The following is a 26,069-nucleotide window of genomic DNA, read 5'->3' as shown; positions in this document are numbered from 1 at the left end:
GCTCGCGGCCCCGATCAGCTGGGCGCCATCGCCTCTTCCGCAAGCGACGCCTTCCATCCGACGAGCGCCCGCACCGTGTCGCTGCTGTCGTTGGCCAGTCTCTCCATGACATCCGCCGGAACGAAATAGTTCACGGCGATCCAGCCGCGCACGGTCTCGGAGGAGTCGTCGGCGAGGGATCGCAGAACGTCGCAGGGTGTCGCCTCGTTGCGCGCCACACAGGAGCGCACCGATTCCTCCGGATCGGCTGCGAGCTTCACGAACAGGTCCTCGGGAGTGTTGTAACTGCTCGCGACGCTCTCGCGAATCTTCGGATTGCTGTTCTGCGCGAGCAATCGAAGCCGGCGGATCTTGCTCTCCGTCACCGGGGGAGCGGGATGCAGCGCCGCGGCCTCCTCCGCGGTGAGCATGGACGGCGCGTGGTCACGCATGGCCTGTCGCTGGGCTGGAGTATTGAATCGGATGCACGACATGCCATCCACGCTACCCCCGCTGACCGCGGCGAGTCGAAGACACCCGGGAGATCAGGCGAGAACGGGCCGCTCGCTTCGCGGCCACCACGGGATGAAGCCCGAAGTCGTCGCCTGGTAGTCGGCGTATTCGGGGTAGCGCGAGCGGGTGATGCTCTCGGTGAACCTGGTCGAGCCGATGAACAGTGTCGTGAGAAGGACCGCACCCAGCACCGTCCACTGCAGCAGCGAGCCCGCGGCGACCGCTCCCATGAAGAACAGCACCCACCACTGCGCCTGCTCGAAGAAGAAATTCGGATGCCGGCACACGCGAAAGAGTCCGGCCTGCAGAAAGCGCGGCTGCGGTTCCCGGCCCGCGGTGCGCTCGGCCGCCTTCCAGCTCTGGAACCGCCACTGCTGCTGGTCGGCGATGGTCTCACCCGCAAGCAGCGCGATGAAGAGTAGCGCGAGCAGGACATCTCCGATGCCCAATGCAGAACGGTTCTCGTACGCGGTGAGCGCGGGCAGGGTGATGAGCACGAGGATTGCGTTCTGGTAGATCACGATGAACAGCAGGTTGAACAGTTCGAACTGCCACCGCTTCATGCGCGTGCGCAACACCGCCCAGCGGTAATCCTCGACTCCGGTGTACCCGCCCTTTCTGGCGAAATTGAAGGTGAGCCTCGCGCCCCACAGCGTCACGAGCACGGCCATGAGGTCGAGCCGTGCGTCCTGCAGCCCGGCGAAGGCGGCGAATACCCACACGTATGCGACGGGGACCACCGACCAGAGTCGGTCGACCCAGGAGTGCTCGTGGGTGATGAGGGAGGCGATCCAGGCGAAGATACACGCGCCGATCGCGATGCTGATGACTACGGACAACGGTGCCATCCGCGCATCCTATCGGCGCAGGCCGCTCTGGATAAGCTTGACCCCTATGGGAGCCGAAACGCGGGGCGAAGTCAGCTCCAGAATCTTCACGATTCCGAACGTGCTCAGCCTCATCAGGCTCGCCCTTGTTCCGGTGTTTCTCGTGCTCATCATCCTCGGCTACGACGCGCTGGCGCTGCTCACGCTGATCGTCTCGAGCATCACCGACTACCTCGACGGCGTACTGGCGCGGCGCCTCAACCAGATCACGCGGCTGGGTCAGCTCCTCGATCCGGCTGCCGACCGCCTCTTCATCTTTGCCACCCTGCTCGGTCTCGCCATCCGCGGCATCATCCCGTGGTGGCTCGTGGTCATCATTGTCGGCCGGGATGTCATGCTCCTCGCGCTCGGCGTCGTCATGGCGAATTTCGGCTATGGCCCGCTTCCCGTGCATCACCTCGGCAAGGTCGCCACCTTCTGCCTGTTCTACGCGCTTCCGATCCTCATGATCGGGCAGGCCTTCCCGGCCATCGCCTGGATCACGATTCCCGTCGGATGGGCCTTCGCGCTCTGGGGCGCATTCCTGTATTGGTGGGCTGGCGTGATCTATCTGGTCGAATCCGCGAGGGTGATCAGAATGCGGCGCTAGCTCGGAATGACGGTGCTTCTGCGCTCCATGGCGTCAAGCCGGTACTCGGCTGGAGTGCGGCCGAAGCGTTCCTTGAATGCGCGTCCGAAGTGCGACGCGGTCCTGAAGCCCCAGCGAGCACCGATCGACACCACCGCCACGGTGAGCATCCGGGGGTCGGTGAGGTCGCGGCGGCAACGCTCCAGTCGGCGGCTCAGGATGTGTGCCGACACGGTCAGACCGGCGTCGCTGAATATGCCGTGCACGCGTCTCAGCGAGATGTAGTGGTTCATCGCGAGGGTTCCGGGCGAGAGATCCGGATCAGCCAGGTTCCGATCGATGAAATCGAGCATCTGCTCCAGCAGCGCAGCACTGGCGCGGCGCTGGGTGCCGTCGGGCAGTCCCAGCCTGCTCCCGAACAGCGTGGTCATCAGGTCGAGGGCATTGTGCGCGGCGAGTTGCCGACTCCTGCCCTGCAGGGTATCCGCCACGCGGTTGAGGGTGGTGAGCACTGCGCCGGCCGCCGGCGTCAGCCCGTCCTGCGCGTCGAAGCGGGTCGCGGTCAGCTGACTCATCTGCGATTGCGGGATGTCGAACAGCTGCTGGGGGAACTTCATGCAGAGATTGCGATAGTTTGCGCTGCTGATGACGGTGGTCGGCCTGGTCGTGTCGAAGAGTGTGATGTCACCTGGGTGGAGCACCGCGACCCGATCGTCCTGCAAGAACTCGCCGACTCCGGCGACCTGAAGGCACAGCAGGTAATTGGGCCTGTCATCCCTGCGGATGCTTGCGGCGTCACGCTGCGCGACGTGGCTTCCCGTCGACATCTCGATGAAGTCGATTCCGGCGATGCTGCGGATGCCCAGCGACCCGCGGAACTGCGCGGGCCGATCTGATTCCACGGTGAATCGCATGAACGATTTCGACAGCAGCGAGCTCCAGTCGCGCAGGTGACGGACGGGCGCCTCAGGGCGCACGGAAGGCAGTCGGGTCGGAACGCTGTCATTGCGCATGTGGCCACTCCTCGTTGAGCGGTGACGTGCTGTCGCGCGGCTTTCAAGGGTGCACGGAGCGGACAGCTTACTGCATCCTACGCTGATGTGCCGCCGACCCCGCGAGTCTTACATTGGCTGCGAAGCGTGAGGACCATGCCGCCCGAAGCTTCCGTCCCAGGCAACGACGCCTGGTCTAAAGAGGAGCAGACATGACTGAAAAGAACGTTCCAGTGCTCATCGCCGGAGGCAGCCTCGTCGGAATGACAACCGCCGTGCTGCTCGGACAGCACGGCATCCCGACGCTCGTCGTCGAGCGCCACCGTGGTACGGCGGTGCATCCGAGGGCGGCGCTGATCCTGCAGCGTTCGATGGAGATCCTGCGCAGCATCGGGCTCGAGGAGTCCGTCACGGTCAAATCCAGCGCGCAGTTCGACCAGGATGCGGCGATCATGGCCGTCGAGAGCCTCGCGGGCGAGGAGATCGCCTATTACCTCGCCAAACTGAACGACGGAGTGCGCGACCTCAGCCCCTCGGAGCGCCTATTTGCGACTCAGGTCGCCATCGAGCCCGTGCTCGGCGACCGCGCGAGGGAACTTGGTGCCGAGACGCTGTTCGGCACGGAACTCGTGAGCTTCGAGCAGGATGCGAGCGGGGTGACCGCCGAGATTCGCGATCGCGAGACGGGCGAGACCACCACCGTGCACGCCAAGTACATGATCGCCGCAGATGGAGCCCACAGCGGAATCCGCGAGCAACTCGGCATCGCGCAGAAGGGACGCGGGGTCTTCTCGAACAGCGTCACCATCTATTTCCACGCGGAGGTCGAAGAGCTTCTGCGTGGACGCAACCTCGGTGTGATCATGGTGGTCAACCCCACGCTGCAGGGATTCTTCCGCATCGAGAAGCCATACAAGTCCGGGTTCCTCGCGGTGCACGGCCTCGGGGATCCGAAAAATCCGAACAGCGACGTCTGGACGGATCTCACCGACGAGCGCTGCATCGAACTCGTTCGTTCGGGACTCGGCGCCCCCGACATCGACGTGAAGATCGACGATGTCATGCGCTGGCAGGCGAGCGCTGAGGTGTCCGACACCTTCCAGGCTGGACGCGTGCTGTTCGTCGGCGACGCGGCGCATGTGATGCCGCCGTATGGCGGTTACGGCGGCAACACCGGTATCCACGACGCCCACAACCTCGCCTGGAAACTGGCGGCCGTGCTCGGCGAGAGCGCCGGGAGCGACTTGCTCGAGACCTACGATGCAGAGCGTCGGCCGGTAGCGGCGTTCACCGTGGAGCAGGCCTATACCCGCTACGTGATGCGGGCGGCACCCTCCCGTGCGGTGCTCGGTATCGAGCCCGTGGTGGGTGACGCGATTATCGACCTCGGCTATCGCTACCGCTCGGCGTCCATCCTCTCGGAGGACGTCGAGCATGCCCTCCACGGCGACCCGCGCGAGGCTGCCGGCCTGCCCGGTACGCGCGCGCCGCACCTGTTCGTGGAACACAACGGCGAGCGGATGTCCACCCTCGATCTGTTTGGACACAACTTCTGCGTGCTCACCGGCAAGGGTGGCGCAGGCTGGAAGCCGTCGGTCGCGACGGCCGCGACGACCCTCGGAATCCCGGTCGACCTGCACATGATCGGCGCGGCCGACGGGCCCACCGATCCGGAAGGCAGCTTTGAATCGCTCTACGGGGTGACCTCTACCGGCGCAGTGCTCGTGCGGCCAGACGGTTTCGTCGCCTGGCGTTCGACCACGGATGCCGCGGCGACCGATCGCACCATCAGCGACGTGCTCACGGCGGTACTGCACCGCGAACGGCACGATTCTCCCGTCGCGCAGAACGCCGTTGCGGAGGCACTCCCGGCCTAAACCAGAGTCTGAACAAAATTTCGAGGGGAGCAGAGGCGTCCGAATCCGATACGCTGGAGCGCTAAGGGAGGTTCACGATGGTTGATTCCGAAAACCAGGATCCGGCCGCCGAGAACGCGCCTCGAATTACTGACACGACTGCTCACTTCACGGGCAAGTTCGAGGCTCAGTTGGCGGCCCTTGACGGGGAAGTTTCGGCGGAGGAGCAGGAAGCCATAGCGGCTCTGCCCTCGGGGTCCGCGCTTCTGGTCGTTCGTCGGGGACCGGATGTCGGGGCACGTTTTCTGCTGGATGCCGACGTCACCACGGCGGGCAGGCATCCGGATGCCGACATCTTTCCCGATGACGTCACGGTTTCGCGCCGCCACACCGAGTTCCTGCGCCACGGGACGGCGTTCGAGATCAAGGACCTGGGCTCGCTGAACGGAACCTATTTCGACGGCGTGAGAATCGATACTGCGCTTCTAGGCGATGGCGCCGAAGTGCAGATCGGCAAGTTCCGGTTGACCTTCTACGCGTCGCGAGCGGATCTCGCCAATGGGGCGGTCTCATAGTGGCACGCTCGAACGCCCAGGCAACGGAGCCTGGAGCATCGAACCTGTTAAGCATCGGGCAGGTGCTCGCGCGATTCACCGCGGAGTTTCCTGACCTCACGCCGTCGAAGCTCAGATTTCTCGAGGAGCGGCAGCTGATCTGTCCCGCTCGCACGGAGTCGGGATATCGCAAGTTTTCGCCAGCCGATCTCGAGCGGTTGCGGTTCGTGCTCACGATGCAGCGCGATCATTACCTGCCGCTCAAGGTCATCCGCGGCTATCTCGACGAGATCGATGCGGGCAGGCAGCCGGAACTTCCCGGTGGCGGAAGCCTGCCGTCACCGTCCATGCTGTCGAGCGAGCGCAAGCTGCAGCGCGACGAACTGGTGCGCGAGGCCGGCGCTACCCGGCAGCTGCTGAACGACGCGATCTCGTCGTCGCTCATCGTCGCCGCCGAGCTGTATGGCGAGGAGGTGCTCGCCGTCCTGCACTCGCTCGTCGAGCTACAGCGCTCCGGCATCGAGCCGCGCCACCTTCGCGGATTTCGTGCGGCGGCCGAGCGAGAACTGGGCCTCATCGAGAGTGCCCTGATCCCGGTCGCGCGGCGAAAAGATGCGTCGAGCCGGGCCAAGGCGAGCGAACTCGCGCGAGAAATTGCGGGGCAGCTGGAGATCGTGCGTGGCAGCCTGATTCGCACTGCGCTCTCGCGGCTCGACCCGTAAGCTGAGGGTGCTGGACAAGTTCTTGCCCGACACGCCGACCCGGTTTTGCGAATGTCACTGATCGACTCGCGCCGCTCGGTAGCTTGGATCCAGACAGAAGTATGAACCTGACGTTGAACGTTGAACTTGAGCTTTCGCGGCAGGCCAGAGGGTGGGAGGCAGTGGATGAGTGAACCAAGCAGCCGTAGCGAGGATTCTCGCTACGACCTGGGTCTGCTGTTCACCGACGGCCTGCCCGATCTCGACGATTCCGCGGGCTACCGCGGTGCGGTCGCCGCTCGCGCCGCGGGCATCAGCTACCGTCAGCTCGACTACTGGGCACGCACCGAACTCGTCGAACCGACCGTGCGCGGGGCGGCGGGTTCCGGCTCGCAGCGACTCTATGGCTTCCGCGACATTCTGGTGCTCAAGCTCGTCAAGCGACTGCTTGACACCGGGATCTCGCTCCAGCAGATTCGCACCGCGGTCAATCAGCTTCGCGAATCCGGCGTGAACGACCTCGCCCAGACCACGCTCATGAGCGATGGCGCCAGCGTTTACCTGTGCACCTCCAATGACGAGGTCATCGACCTCGTCAGCCGCGGCCAGGGCGTCTTCGGGATCGCCGTCGGCAAGGTGCTCCGCGAGGTCGAGAGCAGCCTGGTCGAGCTCGATTCAGAGCGACCGGATGTCATGGACGAGCTCGCGGCTCGCCGCGCCAGCCGCGCATCCTGAGCAACTAGCGCTCCAGAGCAGTCGCCGGAGGAGCTCAGTCGGTCTGGGCGTAGTCGCCGATTCTCGCCGTGCGCATGATGCGGTCGAGCAGCTGGTCGAAGTTGCGCGCCATCTCCTGTGCGCTCTCGCCCGGCCACACGTGCAGCGGCTTCGCCGCGCCCTGGGCCTGCTGCAGTGACGTTCGCTCGGGTAGCTGTGGGCTGAGTACGAGCGGGCCGAACATGTCACGAAGTTCCTTGATGCGGAACTGGTGCTCGAGGGACTGCACGCGAAGCCGGTTCACGATGATGCCGAGCGGCTGCAGTCTGGGGGAGAGGCCTCGGCGGATCTCCTCGATGGCGCGGAGCGCTCGGTCTGCCGCGGCGACGGAGAAGAGTCCGGGTTCGGTCACGACGGTGACCCGGTCACTCGCCGCCCACGCGGTCCTGGTGAGGGCGTTGAGCGATGGAGCGCAGTCAATGAGCACGAGGTCATAGTCGGCCTCGACGTTGGCGAGCGCCTCTTCGAGCTTCCAGATGTCACGGATGCTGGGGTGCGGCCCGTCGAAGTTGATCGCGGACGGACTGCCGATCATCACGTCGATCTTGCCGGCACGACCGCGCGTCCACCCGCTCGGAGCGATCGCGGCTCGCACGATCTTTTCCTTCGGCGAGGCGAGCACGTCCGCAACATTGAGGTGACCGGCGACGTTGATGTCCATGCCGGTCGAGACATCGGACTGGGGATCGAGGTCGACGACCAGTGTTCTGAGACCCTTGGCGAACGCAGCGGAGGCGAGGCCGAGGGTGACTGTGGTCTTGCCGACTCCTCCCTTGAGGGAGCTCACGCTGAGTACATGCACAAGCAACGACGATACCTTCACTAGTCTGAAAGCACCTAAACGTCGGCGGTGAGCCGGATCGACAGCGAAGGGTTTCATGTTTAAGAAGATTCTTGTAGCCAACCGTGGCGAAATCGCGATCAGGGCGTTCCGCGCCGCATACGAGCTGGGTGCTCAGACGGTCGCAGTGTTCCCGTACGAAGATCGCAACTCGATGCACCGCCTGAAGGCGGACGAGGCGTACCAGATTGGAACGCCCGGGCATCCGGTGCGTGCATACCTCGATGTGGCGGAGATTATCCGGGTCGCCCGCGAGTGCGGCGCCGACGCGATCTACCCGGGCTACGGTTTCCTCTCCGAGAATCCGGAACTCGCCGAAGCGGCGGCGGCCGCAGGCATCACGTTCATCGGCCCGGGCCAGCACGTGCTCGAGATGGCGGGCAACAAGGTCACGGCCAAGGAGCACGCGCGGGCCGCGGGCGTTCCGGTGCTGCAGTCCACGCCAGCATCCAGAGAGATCGAAGAACTCCTCGCCGGTGCGAAGGAAATCGGCTTCCCGATCTTCGCCAAGGCCGTTGCGGGTGGTGGCGGTCGAGGCATGCGCCGCGTCAACACGTTCGAGGAGTTGCGCCCGGCCCTCGAAGAAGCCATGCGCGAGGCCGACAGCGCCTTCGGCGACCCCACGATGTTCCTCGAGCAGGCCGTGGTGCGCCCCCGCCACATCGAGGTGCAGGTGCTGGCGGACGCCACCGGCGAGACCGTGCACCTGTTCGAGCGCGACTGCTCGGTGCAGCGCAGGCACCAGAAGGTCATCGAGATCGCGCCGGCGCCGAACCTTGACGACAGCATCCGGCAGGCGATGTACCGCGACGCTATCGCCTTCGCCAAGTCCATCGGCTACGTCAACGCGGGAACCGTGGAGTTCCTGCTCGACACCGCGGGGGAGCGCAAGGGCCAGCACGTCTTCATCGAGATGAACCCGCGCATTCAGGTGGAGCACACCGTCACCGAAGAGGTGACCGACATCGACCTCGTGCAGGCGCAGATGCGCATCGCCTTCGGGCAGTCGCTCGCCGAGCTGGGCCTGCACCAGGAGAACATCGTGCTGCGAGGAGCGGCGCTGCAGTGCCGCATCACCACGGAGGACCCGGCGGCCGGATTCAGGCCAGACACGGGCAAGATCACAACCTACCGCTCACCGGGCGGCGGCGGCATCCGCCTCGACGGCGGAACCGTCGCGGCAGGCACGCAGGTCAGCCCGCACTTCGATTCGATGCTCGTCAAGATGACCTGCCGCGGGCGCAACTTCCCGGCGGCGGTCGCACGTGCCAAGCGAGGTCTCGCCGAGTTCCGCATCCGTGGCGTCTCCACGAACATCCCGTTCCTGCAGGCGGTGCTCGACGATCCCTCGTTCGTCGCCGGTGACCTCAGCACCTCGTTCATTGAGGAGCGCCCGGACCTCGTCAACAGCAGGCCATCGAAAGACCGCGGCACAAAGATCCTCAACTGGCTCGCCGACGTGACGGTGAATCACCCGAACGGCGATGGCGACGGCATCATCTCGCCCGCCCTCAAGCTTCCGGATGTCGACCTCCACGTTCCGGCGCCGGCCGGCTCCCGGCAGCGACTGCTCGAGCTCGGCCCGGTCGGATTCGCCTCGGCCTTGCGCCAGCAGACCGCGCTTGCCGTCACCGAGACGACCTTCCGCGACGCACACCAGTCGCTGCTGGCCACCCGGGTGCGCACGAAGGACCTGCTCGAGGTAGCTCCCTACGTCGCGAGGCTCACGCCCGAGCTCCTCTCGGTCGAAGCCTGGGGCGGAGCGACCTACGACGTGGCGCTGCGCTTTCTCGGCGAGGACCCGTGGGAGCGGCTCGCCTCGCTGCGCGAAGCTATGCCCAACATCGCCATCCAGATGCTGCTGCGTGGTCGCAACACCGTGGGCTACACGCCGTACCCCACGGAGGTCACCGACGCATTCGTGCGAGAAGCCGCGGCGACCGGCGTCGACATCTTCCGCATCTTCGACGCGCTCAACGACGTCTCGCAGATGCGTCCGGCCATCGACTCGGTGCTGGCAACCGGCAGCGCGGTCGCGGAGGTGGCCTTCTGCTACACCGGCGACCTGCTCGATCCCAACGAGAAGCTCTACACCCTCGACTACTACTTGAAGCTTGCGGAGCAGATCGTCGATGCCGGAGCGCACATCCTCGCCATCAAGGACATGGCTGGCCTGTTGCGTGCCGGAGCGGCCGAGAAGCTCGTGGCCGCGCTGCGCGAGCGATTCGACCTGCCCGTGCACGTGCACACCCACGACACCGCCGGCGGCCAGCTGGCCACCCTGCTCGCGGCGAGCCGGGCCGAGGCCGACGCCGTTGACGTGGCGAGCGCTCCGATGGCGGGCACCACGAGCCAGCCCTCGGCATCCGCTCTCGTTGCAGCCCTCGCCCACACCGAGCGCGACACAGGCTTGTCGCTCTCCGCGGTCTCCGACCTGGAGCCGTACTGGGAGGCCGTGCGTCACGCCTACAAGCCCTTCGAATCCGGCCTGCCCGGACCAACGGGCCGCGTGTACAAGCACGAGATCCCGGGCGGCCAGCTCTCCAACCTGCGGCAGCAGGCGATCGCGCTCGGCCTGGCCGACCAGTTCGAGAAGATCGAGGATCTCTACGCCGCGGCCAACCGCATCCTCGGAAAGGTTCCGAAGGTCACGCCTTCGTCGAAGGTCGTGGGAGACCTCGCGCTCGCGCTCGTCGCGGCGGATGCCGACCCGACCGACTTCGAGGCGCATCCGGAGAAGTACGACATTCCAGACTCTGTCATCGGATTCATGGCCGGCGAACTCGGCGATCCTCCCGGAGGCTGGCCGGAGCCGTTCCGCAGCCGCGTTCTCGCGGGCCGCACGGTGAAGACCGGCACGACCGAGATCGCCGACGAGGACCGGGCGGCCTTGGAAGGCGACTCTGCATCGCGGCGTTCCACGCTCAATCGACTGCTGTTCGCGGCGCCCACAAGGCAGTTCGAGAAGGTGCGCGAGCAGTACGGCGACCTCTCCGTGGTCGACACGGTCGACTACCTCTACGGCCTCAAGCAGGGCTCGGAGCACATCGTCGAGATCGACACCGGCGTCAGCCTCTACTTCGGCCTGCAGGCCATCGGTGAGGCCGATGACAAGGGCATGCGCACCGTGATGGCCACCCTCAACGGGCAGTTGCGCCCGGTGTTCGTGCGCGATCGCGGCATCGCCGTCGAGACCACGGCGGCAGAGAAGGCGGATGCGTCGAATCCTGGGCACGTTGCGGCTCCGTTCTCCGGAGTGGTGACGCTCCAGGTGGAACAGGGCGCAACCGTCACGGCGGGGCAGAGCGTCGCATCGATCGAGGCCATGAAGATGGAGGCGGCGATCACCGCATCCGTTTCGGGCACGGTTCGCCGGCTCGCGATCCCGAAGACCCAGCAGGTCGACGCGGGCGATCTGCTCGTGGAGATCGATCCCTCCTGAGCGCGGCGGCGGGGCTGAAAGATGCCCCGCTGCAGCCCTCACGGCCGTCGAGGTAAACTAGAGGGTTGTTACATCAGGGAGAGGTGTTGTTTTGGTAGCCACCAAGCGCAAGAAGTTGGACCCACGTGGCCAACTTCTCGAGCGGCAGCCTGACCAGAGCATGCACGCGCTCGACACGGACGCCGACGACCTCGCGTCGACCCTGCCCGAGAGCCTCACCATCGACGTAAGCCTTCCCGCCACGGTGCACGACACGCCAGAAGACGAGCTTGCTGTTGCGATCGTCGAAGTGCCGGTTAACCCGGGAGGGGTCATCGGCGGTGGCGCGCCCATCACCACCTCGATCCCGGTGATTCCTGCCATCAACCTCGAGTTGGAGGACGGCGTCGAGGAGGATGCCGGCGAGCGACCGGTGTCGGCACTCCCGGTGCAGGAATCGATCCACAGCCGTCGCGAACGGCTGCGGGGTGACATCTCGTCGACCCCAGAATCCGCCGCGATGCTGACGGCCGACCGGTTGATCGACAGGAAGAACAAGCGCCTTCGCCCGGAGGGTCGCTGGAACACGTTCGTCTATGCCGTCACTTTCCATGCCGTGAACCTCGGCGACTCCGCGGCGGTGCGAGCGCGCAAGGCGCTCGAGCAGCGCATCGACAAGGCGTTCGAGGGCGGAGCGCGCTTCGTGCCGGTGCTGACCCGCAAGGGCGGAGTGGGTAAGACCACGGTGACCGCCCTGATGGGTATGGCGATGGCGGACGTGCGCGAGGACCGGGTCATCGCGATCGACGCGAACCCCGACCGCGGAACGCTGTCCGAACGGGTTAACAAGCAGACGCGATCCACGGTGCGTGACGTCGTGACGATGGCCGCCTCGATCTCGAGCTTCAGCGACTTCACGACCATGGTCTCGCGCGACGAGACGAGGCTCGACATCCTCGCCTCAGACACCGACCCGCTGCTGTCTGAAGCCTTCGACGAGAACGACTACAACGTCGTCGCCGACCTCTCGGCCCGCTTCTACTCGATCGTGCTCACCGACTGCGGCACCGGCATCGTCCACTCCGTCATGCGGGCGACCCTGCAGCGCGCCGACTCCGTCGTGATCGTCTCCGGCGGCAGCGTCGACGAGGCGCGGCTCGCATCCGAGACCCTGACCTGGCTCGAAGCCAACGGATACGGCGATCTCGTGCGCAACGCTGTGGTCGCGCTCAACACGGCGACGCAGGGTACCAACCTGGTCAAGCTCGAAGAGATCGAGGCCCACTTCAAGTCGCGCGTGCGCGACATCGTGCGCATCCCCTACGACCCTCAGCTTGCGGCCGGATCGGCCATCAGCTACAAGGACCTGAAGCCGCTGACCAAGAACGCGGCTCGTGAACTCGCAGCGCTGGTGATCGACGGTCTTCCCGTCCGTCGCGGCGCCTGAACAGACAGGCACCACCACGAATGACCGAACGGCAGATCCGTATCTTCGGTGACCCTGTGTTGAAGACCGTGTCCGACCCGATTGGCGCCGACGACGATGTGCGCGGGCTCATCGAGGACCTCATCGACACGGTGAAGCTCCCGGGTCGAGCGGGCGTCGCGGCGTCCCAGATCGGCGTGAACCAGCGCGCCTTCAGCTACAACGTCGACGGCGAGGTGGGCTACGTCATCAATCCCGTGCTCGTCGAGACCTCGGGCGAGCCAGAGCTCATGGACGAGGGCTGCCTCTCGGTGCCTGGCTTTTACTTCGAGCGGCTGCGCTATCCCTTCGCGCGGGTCACGGGAGTGGACCTCGAGGGCAACCCCGTCGAGCTGAGCGGCACGGGCCTCATGGCGCAGGCGCTGCAACACGAGACGGATCACCTCGATGGCAAGCTCTACCTTGAGGGGCTCAGCAAGGAATTGAAGCGCGAGGCGATGCGCCAGATTCGCGAAGCGCCCTGGTTCTAGGCCCGAAGCGGCAGCGCTCAGTGCAGCAGAGAGTGCCCCTGCGTCGCCGGGGCACTCTCGTACATGCCCTCGATGACCTCGGCGAAGTCCGACAGGATGACGTTGCGCTTGATGCTGAGCTTCGGCGTGAGGTGACCGCTGGCCTCCGTTAGCTCCACCGGCAGGATGACGAACTTGCGGATCGACTCTGCGCGGGAGACCGTGGAGTTCGCGGCGTCGACCGCCCGCTGCACCTCGGCGATCACCTTCGGATTGCTGGCGGCCTCTTCGAGGCTCTGCGTGGCATCCTCGCCGTTGTTGTTCAGCCAGACCGGCAGCATCTCGGTGTCGAGGGTGATGAGCGCACCGATGAACGGCTTCTGCTCGCCCACCACGACGACCTGACCGACGACTCCGTTGGCTCGGATGGGATCTTCGAGAGCGGCCGGCGACACGTTCTTGCCGCCGGCAGTCACGATGATCTCCTTCTTGCGCCCGGTGATGGAGACCTGCCCGTCCTCGTCGATCTCGCCGACGTCGCCGGTCTTGAACCAGCCGTCCTCGAAGGCGTCCGCCGTCGCGGCATCGTTCTTCCAATAACCGTCGAACACGCAGATGCCCTTGACCTGCAGTTCCCCGTCATCCGCGACGCGCACGGACACTCCGGGCAGCGGCGGGCCGACCTTGCCGATCTTGAAGTTGGACGGCCGATTGACCGTGACGGGGGCCGTCGTCTCCGTCAGGCCGTAACCCTCGAGAATGGTGAGGCCGAGGCTGCGGTAGAAGTGTCCGAGGTAGAGTCCGAGCGGGGCCGAACCCGAGACGGCGTACTTGACCCGGCCACCGAGCGCGGTGCGGATCTTGCTGAGCACGAGCCGGTCGAACAGTGCGAACTGGAGCTTCAGCCCCAGGGGCATGATTCCGGTGTCGAGCGCCTTGGAATGGGCGATGGCGACCTCGGCGGCCTTGCGGAAGATCTTTCCCTTGCCGCCGCCCTCTGCCTTCTGCTCTGAGGAGTTGTAAACCTTCTCGAACACGCGGGGGACCGCGAGGAGGAATGTCGGCTTGAAAGACGCCATCGACGGCAACAGCAGCTTGGTGTCGGGTTGGTGGCCGACCTTGACACCGCCCTCCACACCGAGCACCGCGATGAAGCGCGCGAAGATGTGCGCGGTCGTGATGAATAGCAGGGTGCTCGAATCCTCGTTCACGACCTCGGGGATCGCGGCGTGGGCATTGCGGCACAGTTCAACGAAGTTCGAGTGGGTGAGGATGCAGCCCTTGGGCCTGCCCGTCGTGCCCGAGGTGTAGATGAGTGTGGCGAGGTCGCTGCCCTTGGCCAACTGCCTGCGGCGCTCGACCTCATCGTCGCTCACCCCGACCCCTGCCTTGACGAGCTTGTCGAGGTCACCGAGGTCGATCTGCCATGAGGCACGCATGAGCGGCAGGTCGGCGCGCACTTCATCGAATCGCGCGAAGTGGTCGGCCGTTTCGGTGATCATCGCGATGGCGCCGGAGTCGCTGAGATTCCACTGCACCTGTCCGGGCGCGGAGGTCTCGTAGACCGGAACGAGCACGGCTCCCGTGAACCACGTCGCGAAGTCGATGAGGGTCCACTCGTATCGCGTCTTGCACATGATGCCGACCTTGTCGCCCGGCTCGATGCCCGAGGCGATGAACCCCTTGGCCAGGGCGACGACCTGGCGCAGGAACTCCGCCGCCGAGACGTCTTCCCAGCCGCCATCGGCGGTGGGGCGGGCAAAGAGCGCGCGATCGGGCGTCTTGGCCACTCGGCCGATCAGGAGGTCCGTCGCGTTTGCGTTCGGGTCGAGTTCGACGAGTAGGGGTGAGTCGTACTGTTTCACGGCAGCTCCTTTGACACCGATGTGGAAATTGCTTCCACTCTAACCGCAGTGCCTGTGCGGCGCCCCGGGGCTCGAGCGTCAAGCCAAATGGCCTTGCGAGCCGACCATCCCTAAACTCGTGGGTGCGCATCCGTGACGCGGGTCTCGGTCGGTGCGCCCATCCCGATCCAGAAGAGGTCCTCAGCCGTGCACGCAATTGGCATCGATATCGGAGGCACCAAGATTGCCGGTGCTGTGGTCAGCGAGACCGGCGAGATCGTCGCCGAGCAGCGCATCGTGACTCCCGCGGGCGATTCAGAGGGCCTCGTGGATGCGGTGGTCACGATGATCGAGTCGCTCGCCGAAGGTCACGAGGTGCGCGCGGCCGGCGTCGCCGCGCCGGGATTCATCGATGTCACGCAGTCGATCGTGTACTACACGCCGAACATCAGCTGGCGCCGGGAGCCGCTGCGCGAGCGACTGACGTCGCGCCTCGACCTCGAGATCACCGTCGACAACGACGCCAATGCCGCCGGATGGGCGGAGTTCCGCTTCGGTGCCGGGCGCGACGTGGACGACATGACGATGCTCACCATCGGCACCGGCGTCGGAGGCGCGATCGTCAATCGCGGACGACTGTTCCGCGGTGGCTTCGGTGCCGGCGCAGAGCTCGGCCACATGCGCGTCGTACCCGACGGACTGCCGTGCGGCTGCGGAGCCAAGGGCTGCATTGAACAGTACGGTTCGGGTCGAGCACTGCTGCGCATGGCGAACGCGATTGCGGACGTGCGCGGCATCGGCCTCGGCATCGCAACCGTGCGCGAGCAGAACGGCAAGCTCACCGGCCACGACCTCTCCGTGCTCATCGAAGCGGGAGATCCGGGTGCGCTGCAGGCCCTGCGCGAGCTCGGCAACTGGCTCGGCCAGGCGTGCGCCTCGCTGAGCGCGATCCTCGACCCACAGCTGTTCGTCTTCGGCGGCGGTGTCGCTCTGGCCGGAGAACTGCTGCTCGATCCCATCCGCGAGGCCTACCTGAACAACCTGCCTGCGCGCGGCTTCCACCCCGAGCCGGAATTTGTCATCGCCGAGTTGGTGAACGACGCGGGAGTGGTCGGCGCCGCAGATCTGGCGCGGCTGCATCTCGAGGCGGCGACCCGCTGAAATCGGCGGCGCACTAAGCTGGCAGAACGTTTCCGAAGGCGGGTGTCGATGTTCTACTGGTTCATGAAGAACCTGATTGTCGGTCCGCTTCTGCGCACAGCCTTCCGACCGTGGGTCACCGGGCACTCGAATATTCCGAAAACGGGTGGCGTCATCATGGCGAGCAACCACCTCTCCTTCATCGACTCGGTGTTCCTGCCGTTGATGATCGACCGCCAGATCAGCTTCCTGGCGAAGAGCGACTACTACACGGCGCGCGGCCTCAAGGGCTGGGCGATCAGGAACTTTCTCAAGGCCGCTGGCATGATTCCCATCGACCGCTCGGGGGGCAAGGCCTCAGAGGCCTCGCTGCAGACTGGGCTCGGCGTTCTCGCCAGGGGAGAGGTGCTCGGCATCTATCCGGAGGGCACACGCAGCCCAGACGGCAAGCTGTATCGGGGTCGCACCGGCGTTGCGCGCATGATCCTCGAGGGCAGCGTTCCGGTGGTGCCTGTCGCGATGATCGACACGGAGAAGGTCATGCCGGTGGGGCGCCGCATCCCCAAGGTGCGCCGGATCGGCATCGCTATAGGGGAGCCGCTCGACTTCAGTCGCTTTCAGGGCATGGAGGGGGACCGCTTCATCCTTCGTTCGATCACCGACGAGATCATGTACGAACTGTCGAGGTTGAGCAAGCAGGAATACGTCGACGTGTATGCGAGTTCGGTGAAGGAACGGGTCGGCTCACTGAGTCGATAGCGCCGCCAGCGGCGGTCAAGCGACCGGCGTCGGCCCGTTAAGGTAGTAGTGGCCGCCTATCTGGCCAGACGGGCGTTCGCCCGTGTCCGATCTCACTGAGGAATGTCCGTGGTTAATCCGTCCGAAGACGCTGTCGTGCTTGCTGATCCCGCAGTGATCGCAGGGCTCGACTATTGGCGGACGCTTCCCATCAAGCAGCAGCCCCAGTGGCCGGACGAGACTGCTGTTCACGCGGCATCCGCCGAGATCGCGAACATGCCGCCGCTGGTCTTCGCGGGTGAGGTCGACATCCTGCGCGAGCGCCTAGCCGCGGCCGCGAGCGGTCACGCCTTCCTGCTGCAGGGTGGAGACTGCGCCGAGACCTTCGCCGGCGCCAAGGCCGACCAGATCCGCAACCGTGTCAAGACGGTGCTGCAGATGGCCGTCGTCCTCACCTACGGGGCATCCATGCCGGTCATCAAGATGGGGCGCATGGCGGGGCAGTTCGCGAAGCCACGCTCGAGCGACAACGAGACGCGCGACGGAGTCACTCTTCCCGCGTACCGGGGCGACATCGTCAACGGCTACGACTTCACTCCGGAATCCCGGGAGGCCGACCCCGCGAGGCTGGTGCAGGGCTACCACACCGCTGCGTCCACGCTGAATCTCGTACGCGCCTTCACGCAGGGTGGTTTCGCCGACCTGCGTCAGGTGCACAGCTGGAACCAGGGCTTCGCGCGTAACCCTGCGAACGTCAAGTACGAGCAGATGGCCAAGCACATCGACAAGGCCGTGAAGTTCATGGAGGCGGCGGGCGCCGACTTCGACGAGCTCAAGCGCGTCGAGTTCTACACCGGCCACGAGGGTCTGCTCATGGACTACGAGCGCCCGATGACGCGCATCGACTCCCGCACGGGAACGCCGTACAACACCTCCGCCCACTTCCTCTGGGTGGGCGAGCGCACGCGGGATCTCGATGGAGCGCACATCGACTACTTCTCGCGGGTGCGCAACCCTATCGGCGTGAAGCTCGGCCCGACGACGACCCCCGAGGTCATGCGCGAGCTGATCGAGAAGCTCGATCCGAATCGCGAACCGGGGCGTCTCACCTTCATCACGCGCATGGGCGCTGGCAAGATCCGGGATGCGTTGCCGCCGCTGCTCGAAGCAATCAAAGAGACGGATGCGACGCCGCTGTGGGTCTCGGACCCGATGCACGGCAACGGGCTCACCACCCCGACCGGCTACAAGACGCGCCGGTTCGATGACGTCGTCGACGAGGTCAAGGGCTTCTTCGAGGCGCACCGCGCGGCGGGAACCTACCCCGGCGGCATCCACATCGAGCTCACCGGTGACGACGTCACCGAGTGCCTCGGCGGCTCGGAGCAGATCGATGAGGCAACACTCGCGACGCGCTATGAGTCACTGTGCGATCCGCGCCTGAACCACATGCAGTCGCTCGAGCTCGCATTCCTCGTTGCCGAGGAGCTTGGCGCCCGCTAGCTTCCGTTGAGGCCGAGACCGACAGTGACGGTTGACCCCTTGTCAACGGTGCTGCCCGGTTTGGGATCGAGGGAACTCACTGTTGCGATGTCGGGGAACCCTGAGGCCGCCCGACTGGGCGCGTTCTTGAACTGAATCGTGAATCCCGCTTCGGTCAACGCCTGCTTGGCCTTGGTCCAGGTCCACCCCCGGACATCCGGAACCTGCACCTGCTCCTTGCCGCGGGAGATCGTGAGGTTCACCCTGTCGCCGGGGTGCACGGCCACGGCGTTGCCGTCGCTGCCGGTGGGCAGTTCGATCCCGATGACCATGTCCTTCGGGATGGTGTCGCTATAGTCCTGCCTGCCGGCTACGGCGGTCAGATCCTTCTGCTTGAGGATCGCGGTCGCCTCGTCGAAGCTCTTGCCCGCGACATCCGGAATCGGCCCGGCACTCACGACCAGTCCGATCTGTTGCTTCTCGCCGTATTGCGTCGCGCCGGCGAGGCTCTTGCCGTCCGCACCGACAGCGGCCAGCACGGTGCCCTCCGCGACCTTCGCATCGAACTGCCTCGTCGAGCTGTCTTTGGAGTAGGTGAATCCGTCATCCGCGATCTTCTGGATGGCGTCGTTCTCTGGCATACCGGCAAGATCCGAGTACGGCAGCAGTTTCGGCCCCGTGGAGATGAGCAGCGTGACCTCGCTGTCCTTCACCACGGACGACCCGCTCTTCGGGGTCGTGCCGGCCACCGCACCCTTCGGCACGGTCGGCGAATCGATCGAGCCGTTGCTCGGATTCACGGTGAGGCCGAGTTGCTTGAGCGCCGCCGTCGCCGCAACCGGTGTCTGGCCCGCGAGCTCGGGGACGGTCACGTGCCCGCCGGGACCCGCACCGAAGTACCAGCCCGTGCCCCCGGCGGCGGCGGCGAGCAGGAGGACGAGCGCGAAGATCCAGAAGCCGCGAGCGCGCCGCTTCTCGGACTTCGTTGCGAGCGCCTGCGTGCTGTCGGCGAGTACGGGGCCCGTACGGTGGCGTGATCGCGGCTGCAGGATCTGCGTCTCGGCATCGTTGTTTGCCGCGACGGCAGAGGGAAGCACCATGGTGCGCTGCACGGCCGTGGCCGCTGTGGCCGGATCATCCGACTGCAGGATCGCCCTGGTTTCGAGCAATTGGTCGAGCATCACCCGGGCGTCGCGGGGGCGCTGGTCGGGGTCGCGCGCGGTGGCCCACAGCACGAGTTCGTCGAGCTCGATGGGCACCCGCGGATTCTTGCTGCTCGGCGTGGGCACCGTGTCGTTCGCGTGCTGCTGGGCGATCTGGAAGGCCTGCTCGCCCTTGAATGGCTGTTCGCCCGCGAGCATCTCGTAGAGCATGATGCCGACGGCGTAGATGTCGCTTCGCGTGTCGGCGACACCTCGAACCACGAGTTCGGGGGAGAGGTAGGCAATGGTTCCGAGCAGTGCGTTGCCGGTGGCCGTGTTCGCCGTCGCGGCGCGCGCGAGCCCGAAGTCCCCGATCTTGATGCGGCCGTCGTCGGCGAGCAGGACGTTTTCGGGCTTGAGGTCGCGGTGCACGATGCCGTTCTTATGCGCGGCCGCGAGCCCCGAGAGAATCGCCTCCATGATGTCGGTCGCCTGCGTCGTCGTGAGGACGTGGTGCTCCTGCAGCAGCTCCCGCAGCGTGATGCCCGGCAGGTACTCCATCACGAGGTATGCGGTGTCGCCATCCTGTCCCTGGTCGTAGACATTGACGACGTTCGGATGCGCAAGCCGGGCAGCGGAGCGAGCCTCCTGAATGAACCGCGCCTTGTATTCGTTGTCGTCGGCGAGGTGGCCGTGCATGACCTTGATCGCGACGCGCCGTTCGAGCCGCAGGTCGGTGGCGAGATAGACCGTCGCCATCCCGCCGCGCGCGATGCGTGAGCGCACCTGGTATCGACCATCGATCAGGCGCCCGATCAGCGGATCAGTGCTGTTGCTACTCACCGGAGAAGTCTAAAGTTCACGTGCTGCGCAATAGCGCTCAAAACACCGTGGAGCGGCAACGCGATGCAGGGTTGTTATCCGAGCAGGTCGAGCCATACCCAGGCAGACGCCTCCCACTTGGCATAGGCGTCGGGGTAGGCGGAACGCTGCACGGCCTGCGCGGCCTGCGTCACGGTCATGGACTGCCAGCCACTGATGTCGAGCAGCCCCTTCGTGTTGCCGAAGTTCGGGTTACTCGGGCCTCCGAAGAAGAGCTTGCTGGCGTGAGCCGGGTTCGTGATCTGCGCGGGCGTGCCCCAGCCAACACTGGGCCGCTGCTGGAAGAGTCCGAGTGAGTCGCGATCGCCGTAGTCGAGATTGCGAAGCCCCGACTCCTGCATAGCGGCGGCGAGCGCGATCACCAGGCCGTAGTCGCTCACGCCCAGGGATCGTCCCACCGAGAGGATCGTGCGCGCATTCTTCGACATCTCGGCGGTGAGCCCGCTCGGGGCGGAGGTCGCGGTGGTGAGCACCGCGGCACCGGGGATGGTGAGCGTGCGGCCCGTGTAGATGATGCTCGACCAGCCGAGCCCGTTCGCATTGAGGATGGCCTGGATGGTCACGCCGAACTTCGACGCGATCTTGCTGAGCGTGTCCCCGCTCGTGATCACGTAGGAGCTCGTGACGTTGGTCGTGCCCGCCGGAGGGGTGATCGGTGTCACGTGCGAGACCGGCGCAGGCGTGAACGAGGCCACACTCACGGTCGGGATCGCGAGCGTCTGGCCCGGGTAGATGATGCTCGAGTGGCTGAGTCCGTTGGCACTCAGCACGGCCTGCGTGCTCACGCCGAACTTCGAGGCGATCTTGCCGACGGTGTCACCCGAGGTGATTGTGTAGCGTCCGCTGCTCGGTGTCTGCGCTCGTGGCGGGGTCGGGGCGGCGCCGCTCTTGGTGAGCTTCAGCACCTGGCCGGGGAAGATCACCGACTTCCAGCCGAGGCCGTTGAGGGCGAGAACGGATGCCGTGGCGAGCCCGTACTTACCGGCGATGCTGCTCACGGTGTCGCCTGCCTGAACGCGGTAGGTGCCGGGAGCACTCGCCGCTGCCGTGGACGAGGCGCTCGTTGCGGCGGGCGCACTCACGGTGGACGCGGCCGAGCCCGCGAAGGCGTCGCGAATGGACTTGGCGAGCTCGGATGGCGTCGTCTTCGGCTTGTCGTTGCGCTTCGGGGTCGCCGCCTGGATGGGCGCGGTGAGGTTCAGGCTGAGGGCCATCGAGCCAACCAGAACGATGGGAATGGTATTCATCATTCCCTTGACGATGCGTGCGCGATCGCGCGCTACGCCGTCTTTGCGAGCCGAGTGGCGCGCTTCGTGTTCTGTTGTGCTGGTCATCCGTATTCCCGTCTTGCTCCCGGCCCCGAGAAGGCGACAGCGCCGCATCTCGTCAACGCTGACACACATATATGTCAGTGTCAATTATCGTGGCCAGTGTTACTGGAGTGAATTCGCGCCAAAGGCTCCGTGTCGTCTTTGTGCCGGGCGCGCACTCTGGCAGTCTTGACGTGTGAGTACCGTTCCGGAAGTGCGCTGGCTGACTATCCCCGACCTCGTCGAGTTGCTCGGCGTAGGCGTCAGCCGAATCCGCAGGCTGATCGAGGATCACAGCCTGCTTGCGGCCAGAATCGACGGCGTATGGAAGGTGCCGGAGCTGTTCCTCCGAGACGGCGAACCGCTGCCCGAGCTGCGGGGCACGCTCATCGTGCTCGCCGACAGCGGCTTCAACGACGAGCAGGCGATGCACTGGCTGCTGACCCAGGAAGACAGCCTCGGCGTCACGCCCATCGACGCTCTGCGAGCCGGCCGCAAGGCGGAAGTGCGACGGGTCGCCCAGGCGCTCGGCTTTTAGGCCTGCCGCACTCGATTCGGGCGGATGCGGTCAGGCCGCCCTGCGGATCACGCGATCCGCGAGCTGCACCAGTTCGTCCCGGGCGGAGGCCGCGAGCGGAGCCTCGGCGATCGCGCTCGTCGCGAGCCGCACGTTGTGGTCGATGATGCGCTCGACGTGTTCGACCGCCCCGCTGTCCCGGATCGACGCCTGCAGCATCGACACCTGCTGCGCCGTGAGTTCGGGGTCACCGAGCAGCTCGTCGAGCAGCCGTCGCGAGTTGTTCGGCAGCTTCGCGCGGGCGAGGGCGATGAGCACCGTGCGCTTGCCCTCGCGAAGGTCGTCTCCCGAAGGCTTGCCCGTTTTGTCCGAATCTCCGAAGACGCCGAGCAGGTCGTCTCGCAATTGGTAGGCGGTGCCGAGCGGCACACCGAATCCACGCAGGGCGTCGAGCTGCCCGAGGGAGCCGCCGCCGAGGCTCGCGCCGATGACGAGCGGGGCTTCCACGCTGTATTTGGCCGACTTGTACACGATCACCTTGTGCGCGCGGTTCAGATGCTCTGACTCCTCGTGGGTGTGCCAGGACTGCTCCTCCGCGATGTCGAGGTACTGGCCGACGGTGACCTCGGTGCGCATGGTGTTGAACTCGCGTCGGGCCGATGTGGCAGCACCCGGGTTCGAGAGCCGGCGCAGCCCGTTGTCGAACAGTTCGTCACTCCAGTCGAGCAAGAGATCGCCGAGGAGGAGGGCACCCGAGCGGCCGAAGCTCTCGGGCGAGCCTGACCAGCCGGCCGAGGAATGCAGCTCCTCGAAGCGCCGGTGTGCGGAGGGCTTGCCTCGGCGCGTGTCCGAATTGTCCATGATGTCGTCGTGCACGAGCGCCGCCGCGTGAAAAATCTCGAGTGCGCTTGCGGCATCGACGACCGCGGTGAAATCGGATGCGGCCGAGCCGATGCCGAGACCGTGAACGGACTGCCATCCCCAGTAGCAGAACAGCGCCCTGAACCTCTTGCCACCCGCGAGCAAATCACGCGAAAAGTCAACGAGCGGCGCGAGCTCAGGCGCTATCGCCCCGAGCTGGGACTGCCGCTCATCGAGGAAGGTATCGATGCCAGCCTGCACCAAGTCAACTAACCGCGCACTCTCAGCCACGTGCCTAGCCTAGCCACGCGGGGGAGCATACAATTGGGAGTTACCGTTCTACGGTCTCGAGCCCGAGAGGAGTCACCATGCCGTTGTCTGAGCAGGAGCAACGCCTCTTGGAAGAGATGGAGCGGAGCCTTTATCACAACGACGCAGATTTCGTCGGCGCCGTCAGTTCACGGGGTGGCAGGCGCAACTACACAACCATCGTCGTCGGCATCCTGGTCGGGATTCTCGGGGTGGCCGCCATCGTCACCGGTGTTGCCATCCGCCTTCCCATCATCGGCGTCGCGGGCTTCGTTGTCATGTTTGTCGGTGTCCTTGTGGCCATCTCGGCACCGCGCATCCGGGGCGGCGAAGCCGTGGATGAGCATGCTGGCGCCACGCCGGGTTCGCGCGCGCCCAAGCCGGACTTCATGCAGCGCATGAACGACCGCTGGGAGAAGCGGCAGGACGGCCGCGACTAGCGGGACGGTCGCGACCAGCACGCACGGCGGTCGGTAGCAACTCCGCTGCAGCCACCAACGGGAATTCAGGATCGGCCTCCCGGCCGGTCCTTTTTCTTTGCCCGCTCACGGGCGATTTCGGCGCTTTTAGCCCCATTTCCCTCCACCCGCTACTTCCCCTTAGTTGCGGGGCTCTTCCTGTGCGCCTACCCCCAATTCGGGCCAAATCCGTTGTCTTGTGGTGGGGAGTGGAGTAAAGTGGAGGTCACCTGAATCCAGGCCGGAGAGTGGGGGGTGATCGGCAGTGTTTCTTGGCACCTACGCACCCAAGCTCGACGACAAGGGCCGCATCATCCTGCCGGCGAAGTTCTGGGGCGAACTCGAGTCCGGCCTTGTCGTCACCCGCGGCCAGGAGCACTGCCTGTACGTCTTCAGCACGCGCGAGTTCGAAGACCTGCACGAGCGCATCCGCCAGGCATCGATCACCAGCAAAGAGGGCCGCGACTTCCTGCGCCTCTTCCTTTCGGGCGCCACCGCCGAGACCCCGGATGCGCAGCACCGGGTCACACTGCCCGCGGGGCTGCGCGCCTACGCAGGTCTCGACCGCGAACTCACCGTCATCGGCGTCGGTAACCGGGCCGAGATCTGGGACACCAAGGCCTGGGAGACGTACTACGCCGAGCAGGAAGCCGGCTTTGCAGACACTGCCGAGGAGGTGATCCCCGGACTCTTCTAGCGCCTTGCTTCTGACTCCCAGCCGCTCAGCGCCCTGCCACACTTCCCCGGTGGCAGGTCGGATCGGATGGGGATCAGGGGCCAGGAGCTGCTCCGGTAGCCATGGTCGACAACCCGATACACACCCCCGTCAAGCTCGGCCGCTCGGTCGAGCTGCTCGCTCCAGCACTCGAGCGCCCCGGCGCCGTGCTCGTGGATGCGACCCTCGGCATGGGCGGTCACTCCGAGGCATTCCTCACCCGCTTTCCCGACCTCGTCCTCGTGGGACTGGATCGGGACACAGACGCGATCGCCATAGCCCGTGAACGACTGGCCCCCTTTGGCGATCGCGTCCATCTCGTGCACACGGTGTACGACCACTTCGCCGAATCGCTCGATTCGCTCGGCATAGCCGAGGTCTCCGGCATCCTCTTCGACCTCGGCGTCTCCTCGCTGCAACTGGATCGCACCGAGCGCGGGTTCTCCTACTCGCAGGACGCGCCGCTCGACATGCGCATGGATTCGACCTCAGACCTCACCGCCGAGCGCGTGCTCGCCGAGTACAGCGAGGCCGAGCTGCGCCGCATCTTCTACGAATACGGCGAGGAGAAGCTCGCGCCTCGCTACGCACGCAGGATCGTGGAGGGTCGCGCCTCGACACCGCTCGTGCGCTCGGCCCAGCTCGTCGACATCATCACGGCGGCGACGCCGGCGGCGGTGCAGCGGACCGGTCATCCGGCGAAGCGCGTGTTCCAGGCACTGCGCATCGAGGTCAACCAGGAACTGTCGGTGCTCGAGCGTGCCATTCCCGAGGCCATCGACGCGCTCGAGGTCGGCGGACGCATCGTCGTGCTCGCGTACCAGTCGCTCGAGGACCGCATCGTCAAGCACGCGCTGGCCGCGGCATCCTCCTCGACGGCCCCGCGCGGGCTTCCCGTCGAGCTGCCGGAGCATCGGCCGGAACTGAAACTTCTCGTTCGCGGCGCCGAGCTCGCGAGCGACGAGGAAAAGGCAGAAAACCCCAGGGCCACGCCCGTGCGTCTGCGCGCGGCGGAACGAGTACGGAGAGCGGCATGACGAATTTGGCTTACTCGCTCCCGGAGCGTTCCCCCCGCATTCCGGTCGAATCGCCCGAGCGAGTGCGCCACGTCGAGATCGTCTCGAGCAGGTCGCAGCGCAAGGCCAGGCCGCGCACCGTCTACGCCCTCGTCACTGTCGTGGGCCTGTTCCTGATCCTCATGGCTCAGCTGCTGCTCAGCATCCTCCTCTCCGACGGCGCGTACCAGATCACCGCGCTGCAGTCGACGCAGACGGAACTCGCTCGTGACGCCCAGACCTACACGGAACAGCTGGATGTGCTCAAGTCGCCCCAGAACCTTTCCGCGCGGGCCGAGGCGCTCGGCATGGTCATGAGCACCGCACCCGCGGTCTACCTTCGGCTCTCCGATGGCGCCGTCATCGGCACCCCGACCGCGATGAAGGCTGCGGACGCCGCGGTGATCGGCACCAACGGTGTGCTCATCGCCAATTCCCTGCTTCCCACACTGCCGCCGGATCAGACAACCGCGGCCACGAGCACCACGACGGCGACCACGACGACGAGTACTGGCGCGCCTGACAGCACAGCGACGAACGGCTCTGTAGCGTCGAACGCGGGGGAATTGCCTTCGCCCGTCACGCACTAGTCGGC

24 protein-coding genes are annotated in these 26,069 nt (G+C 65.8%); 16 read left to right on the top strand and 8 right to left on the bottom strand.

Annotated elements, in window-relative coordinates; translation table 11 throughout:
* Positions 1-14: 14 nt before the first annotated feature.
* Positions 15-473, bottom strand: a complete 459-nt coding sequence (locus tag ABUA37_RS06070) for a hypothetical protein (protein WP_349898235.1) — start codon at positions 471-473, stop codon at positions 15-17.
* Positions 474-524: 51 nt separating this feature from the next.
* Positions 525-1,340, bottom strand: a complete 816-nt coding sequence (locus tag ABUA37_RS06065) for a DUF1295 domain-containing protein (RefSeq protein WP_349898234.1) — start codon at positions 1,338-1,340, stop codon at positions 525-527.
* Between the two features lie 46 nt (positions 1,341-1,386).
* Here ABUA37_RS06065 and ABUA37_RS06060 point away from each other — a divergent pair, with 46 nt between their 5' ends.
* The gene (locus ABUA37_RS06060) at positions 1,387-1,968 is read left to right on the top strand and encodes a CDP-alcohol phosphatidyltransferase family protein (RefSeq protein WP_349898233.1); all 582 of its coding nucleotides are present in this window, start codon (positions 1,387-1,389) and stop codon (positions 1,966-1,968) included.
* Here ABUA37_RS06060 and ABUA37_RS06055 read toward each other — a convergent pair.
* The gene (locus tag ABUA37_RS06055) at positions 1,965-2,960 is read right to left on the bottom strand and encodes an AraC-like ligand-binding domain-containing protein (RefSeq protein ID WP_349898232.1); all 996 of its coding nucleotides are present in this window, start codon (positions 2,958-2,960) and stop codon (positions 1,965-1,967) included. The genes ABUA37_RS06060 and ABUA37_RS06055 overlap by 4 nt on opposite strands.
* A gap of 191 nt (positions 2,961-3,151) precedes the next feature.
* Between ABUA37_RS06055 and ABUA37_RS06050 the strand changes: the two genes are divergently transcribed.
* The 4 genes from ABUA37_RS06050 to ABUA37_RS06035 all read left to right on the top strand — a co-directional run bounded on the left by ABUA37_RS06050 (position 3,152) and on the right by ABUA37_RS06035 (position 6,785).
* On the top strand, positions 3,152-4,816 hold the full coding sequence (locus tag ABUA37_RS06050) for an FAD-dependent monooxygenase (protein WP_349898231.1): 1,665 nt from the start codon (positions 3,152-3,154) through the stop codon (positions 4,814-4,816).
* Positions 4,817-4,893: 77 nt separating this feature from the next.
* Positions 4,894-5,370, top strand: coding sequence for an FHA domain-containing protein (locus tag ABUA37_RS06045; RefSeq protein ID WP_349898230.1), 477 nt, complete (start codon positions 4,894-4,896; stop codon positions 5,368-5,370).
* Entirely contained in the window at positions 5,370-6,071 is a 702-nt protein-coding gene (gene ftsR / locus ABUA37_RS06040) for a transcriptional regulator FtsR (protein ID WP_349898229.1), read from the top strand. Before ABUA37_RS06045 ends, ftsR begins: the two co-directional genes overlap by 1 nt.
* 165 nt (positions 6,072-6,236) lie before the next feature.
* Positions 6,237-6,785, top strand: a complete 549-nt coding sequence (locus ABUA37_RS06035; protein WP_349898228.1) for a MerR family transcriptional regulator — start codon at positions 6,237-6,239, stop codon at positions 6,783-6,785.
* Positions 6,786-6,819: 34 nt separating this feature from the next.
* Here the strand turns inward: ABUA37_RS06035 and ABUA37_RS06030 are convergent, their stop codons facing one another.
* On the bottom strand, positions 6,820-7,626 hold the full coding sequence (locus tag ABUA37_RS06030; RefSeq protein ID WP_349898227.1) for a ParA family protein: 807 nt from the start codon (positions 7,624-7,626) through the stop codon (positions 6,820-6,822).
* Positions 7,627-7,702: 76 nt separating this feature from the next.
* On the opposite strand from ABUA37_RS06030, the gene ABUA37_RS06025 reads away from it, so the two are divergent.
* The 3 genes from ABUA37_RS06025 to def all read left to right on the top strand — a co-directional run bounded on the left by ABUA37_RS06025 (position 7,703) and on the right by def (position 13,042).
* The gene (locus ABUA37_RS06025) at positions 7,703-11,107 is read left to right on the top strand and encodes a pyruvate carboxylase (RefSeq protein ID WP_349898226.1); all 3,405 of its coding nucleotides are present in this window, start codon (positions 7,703-7,705) and stop codon (positions 11,105-11,107) included.
* 160 nt (positions 11,108-11,267) lie between these two features.
* Complete coding sequence (locus ABUA37_RS06020; protein ID WP_349898225.1) at positions 11,268-12,533, top strand: MinD/ParA family ATP-binding protein; 1,266 nt, start codon at positions 11,268-11,270, stop codon at positions 12,531-12,533.
* Between the two features lie 20 nt (positions 12,534-12,553).
* Positions 12,554-13,042 (top strand): peptide deformylase, encoded by a 489-nt coding sequence (def, locus tag ABUA37_RS06015; protein WP_349898224.1) that lies wholly within the window; start codon positions 12,554-12,556, stop codon positions 13,040-13,042.
* A gap of 17 nt (positions 13,043-13,059) precedes the next feature.
* On the opposite strand, the gene ABUA37_RS06010 is transcribed toward def, so the two are convergent.
* Entirely contained in the window at positions 13,060-14,886 is a 1,827-nt protein-coding gene (locus ABUA37_RS06010; protein WP_349898223.1) for an AMP-dependent synthetase/ligase, read from the bottom strand.
* Positions 14,887-15,072: 186 nt separating this feature from the next.
* On the opposite strand from ABUA37_RS06010, the gene ABUA37_RS06005 reads away from it, so the two are divergent.
* The 3 genes from ABUA37_RS06005 to ABUA37_RS05995 all read left to right on the top strand — a co-directional run bounded on the left by ABUA37_RS06005 (position 15,073) and on the right by ABUA37_RS05995 (position 18,246).
* Positions 15,073-16,026 (top strand): ROK family glucokinase, encoded by a 954-nt coding sequence (locus tag ABUA37_RS06005; protein WP_349898222.1) that lies wholly within the window; start codon positions 15,073-15,075, stop codon positions 16,024-16,026.
* Positions 16,027-16,074: 48 nt separating this feature from the next.
* On the top strand, positions 16,075-16,764 hold the full coding sequence (locus ABUA37_RS06000; RefSeq protein WP_349898639.1) for a lysophospholipid acyltransferase family protein: 690 nt from the start codon (positions 16,075-16,077) through the stop codon (positions 16,762-16,764).
* A 102-nt stretch (positions 16,765-16,866) separates the two neighbouring features.
* Positions 16,867-18,246 carry a class II 3-deoxy-7-phosphoheptulonate synthase gene (locus tag ABUA37_RS05995; protein ID WP_407075350.1) on the top strand — a complete coding sequence of 460 codons (1,380 nt, stop codon included), beginning with the start codon at positions 16,867-16,869 and terminating at the stop codon, positions 18,244-18,246.
* Here the strand turns inward: ABUA37_RS05995 and pknB are convergent.
* Both pknB and ABUA37_RS05985 read right to left on the bottom strand, forming a co-directional pair.
* Complete coding sequence (pknB, locus tag ABUA37_RS05990; protein WP_349898221.1) at positions 18,243-20,210, bottom strand: Stk1 family PASTA domain-containing Ser/Thr kinase; 1,968 nt, start codon at positions 20,208-20,210, stop codon at positions 18,243-18,245. The genes ABUA37_RS05995 and pknB overlap by 4 nt on opposite strands.
* Before the next feature lie 74 nt (positions 20,211-20,284).
* A complete protein-coding gene (locus ABUA37_RS05985) occupies positions 20,285-21,583 on the bottom strand; it encodes a muramidase family protein (protein WP_349898220.1) in 1,299 nt (432 codons plus the stop codon).
* Positions 21,584-21,773: 190 nt separating this feature from the next.
* Here ABUA37_RS05985 and ABUA37_RS05980 point away from each other — a divergent pair, with 190 nt between their 5' ends.
* A complete protein-coding gene (locus ABUA37_RS05980) occupies positions 21,774-22,097 on the top strand; it encodes an Rv2175c family DNA-binding protein (protein WP_349898219.1) in 324 nt (107 codons plus the stop codon).
* Between the two features lie 30 nt (positions 22,098-22,127).
* On the opposite strand, the gene ABUA37_RS05975 is transcribed toward ABUA37_RS05980, so the two are convergent.
* Complete coding sequence (locus tag ABUA37_RS05975) at positions 22,128-23,228, bottom strand: polyprenyl synthetase family protein (protein WP_349898218.1); 1,101 nt, start codon at positions 23,226-23,228, stop codon at positions 22,128-22,130.
* A 77-nt stretch (positions 23,229-23,305) separates the two neighbouring features.
* Here ABUA37_RS05975 and ABUA37_RS05970 point away from each other — a divergent pair, with 77 nt between their 5' ends.
* The 4 genes from ABUA37_RS05970 (at position 23,306) to ABUA37_RS05955 (ending at position 26,064) form a co-directional block, all read left to right on the top strand.
* Entirely contained in the window at positions 23,306-23,686 is a 381-nt protein-coding gene (locus tag ABUA37_RS05970; protein WP_349898217.1) for a DUF3040 domain-containing protein, read from the top strand.
* 283 nt (positions 23,687-23,969) lie between these two features.
* Complete coding sequence (gene mraZ / locus ABUA37_RS05965) at positions 23,970-24,401, top strand: division/cell wall cluster transcriptional repressor MraZ (RefSeq protein ID WP_349898216.1); 432 nt, start codon at positions 23,970-23,972, stop codon at positions 24,399-24,401.
* Between the two features lie 101 nt (positions 24,402-24,502).
* Positions 24,503-25,456, top strand: a complete 954-nt coding sequence (rsmH, locus tag ABUA37_RS05960; RefSeq protein ID WP_349898215.1) for a 16S rRNA (cytosine(1402)-N(4))-methyltransferase RsmH — start codon at positions 24,503-24,505, stop codon at positions 25,454-25,456.
* Positions 25,453-26,064, top strand: coding sequence for a hypothetical protein (locus ABUA37_RS05955; RefSeq protein WP_349898214.1), 612 nt, complete (start codon positions 25,453-25,455; stop codon positions 26,062-26,064). Before rsmH ends, ABUA37_RS05955 begins: the two co-directional genes overlap by 4 nt.
* The last annotated feature ends 5 nt before the right edge of the window (positions 26,065-26,069 follow it).

The organism is Parafrigoribacterium soli (genome assembly GCF_040227235.1).
Taxonomy (GTDB): Bacteria; Actinomycetota; Actinomycetes; order Actinomycetales; family Microbacteriaceae; genus Parafrigoribacterium_A; species Parafrigoribacterium_A soli.
This window is presented reverse-complemented; position numbering and strand designations above follow the sequence as displayed.

Bases quoted from the DNA above. Each gene is read 5' to 3' on its own strand.
- def (WP_349898224.1), top strand. From the start codon at position 12,554: ATGACCGAACGGCAGATCCGTATCTTCGGTGACCCTGTGTTGAAGACC.
- ABUA37_RS05995 (WP_407075350.1), top strand. From the start codon at position 16,867: ATGTCCGTGGTTAATCCGTCCGAAGACGCTGTCGTGCTTGCTGATCCC.
- ABUA37_RS05955 (WP_349898214.1), top strand. From the start codon at position 25,453: ATGACGAATTTGGCTTACTCGCTCCCGGAGCGTTCCCCCCGCATTCCG.
- ABUA37_RS06050 (WP_349898231.1), top strand. From the start codon at position 3,152: ATGACTGAAAAGAACGTTCCAGTGCTCATCGCCGGAGGCAGCCTCGTC.
- ABUA37_RS06065 (WP_349898234.1), bottom strand. From the start codon at position 1,340: ATGGCACCGTTGTCCGTAGTCATCAGCATCGCGATCGGCGCGTGTATC.
- ABUA37_RS06060 (WP_349898233.1), top strand. From the start codon at position 1,387: ATGGGAGCCGAAACGCGGGGCGAAGTCAGCTCCAGAATCTTCACGATT.
- ABUA37_RS06045 (WP_349898230.1), top strand. From the start codon at position 4,894: ATGGTTGATTCCGAAAACCAGGATCCGGCCGCCGAGAACGCGCCTCGA.
- ABUA37_RS06000 (WP_349898639.1), top strand. From the start codon at position 16,075: ATGTTCTACTGGTTCATGAAGAACCTGATTGTCGGTCCGCTTCTGCGC.
- ABUA37_RS05970 (WP_349898217.1), top strand. From the start codon at position 23,306: ATGCCGTTGTCTGAGCAGGAGCAACGCCTCTTGGAAGAGATGGAGCGG.
- ABUA37_RS06035 (WP_349898228.1), top strand. From the start codon at position 6,237: ATGAGTGAACCAAGCAGCCGTAGCGAGGATTCTCGCTACGACCTGGGT.
- ABUA37_RS06070 (WP_349898235.1), bottom strand. From the start codon at position 473: ATGTCGTGCATCCGATTCAATACTCCAGCCCAGCGACAGGCCATGCGT.
- ABUA37_RS06055 (WP_349898232.1), bottom strand. From the start codon at position 2,960: ATGCGCAATGACAGCGTTCCGACCCGACTGCCTTCCGTGCGCCCTGAG.
- ABUA37_RS06020 (WP_349898225.1), top strand. From the start codon at position 11,268: ATGCACGCGCTCGACACGGACGCCGACGACCTCGCGTCGACCCTGCCC.
- ABUA37_RS05985 (WP_349898220.1), bottom strand. From the start codon at position 21,583: ATGACCAGCACAACAGAACACGAAGCGCGCCACTCGGCTCGCAAAGAC.
- ABUA37_RS06025 (WP_349898226.1), top strand. From the start codon at position 7,703: ATGTTTAAGAAGATTCTTGTAGCCAACCGTGGCGAAATCGCGATCAGG.
- rsmH (WP_349898215.1), top strand. From the start codon at position 24,503: ATGGTCGACAACCCGATACACACCCCCGTCAAGCTCGGCCGCTCGGTC.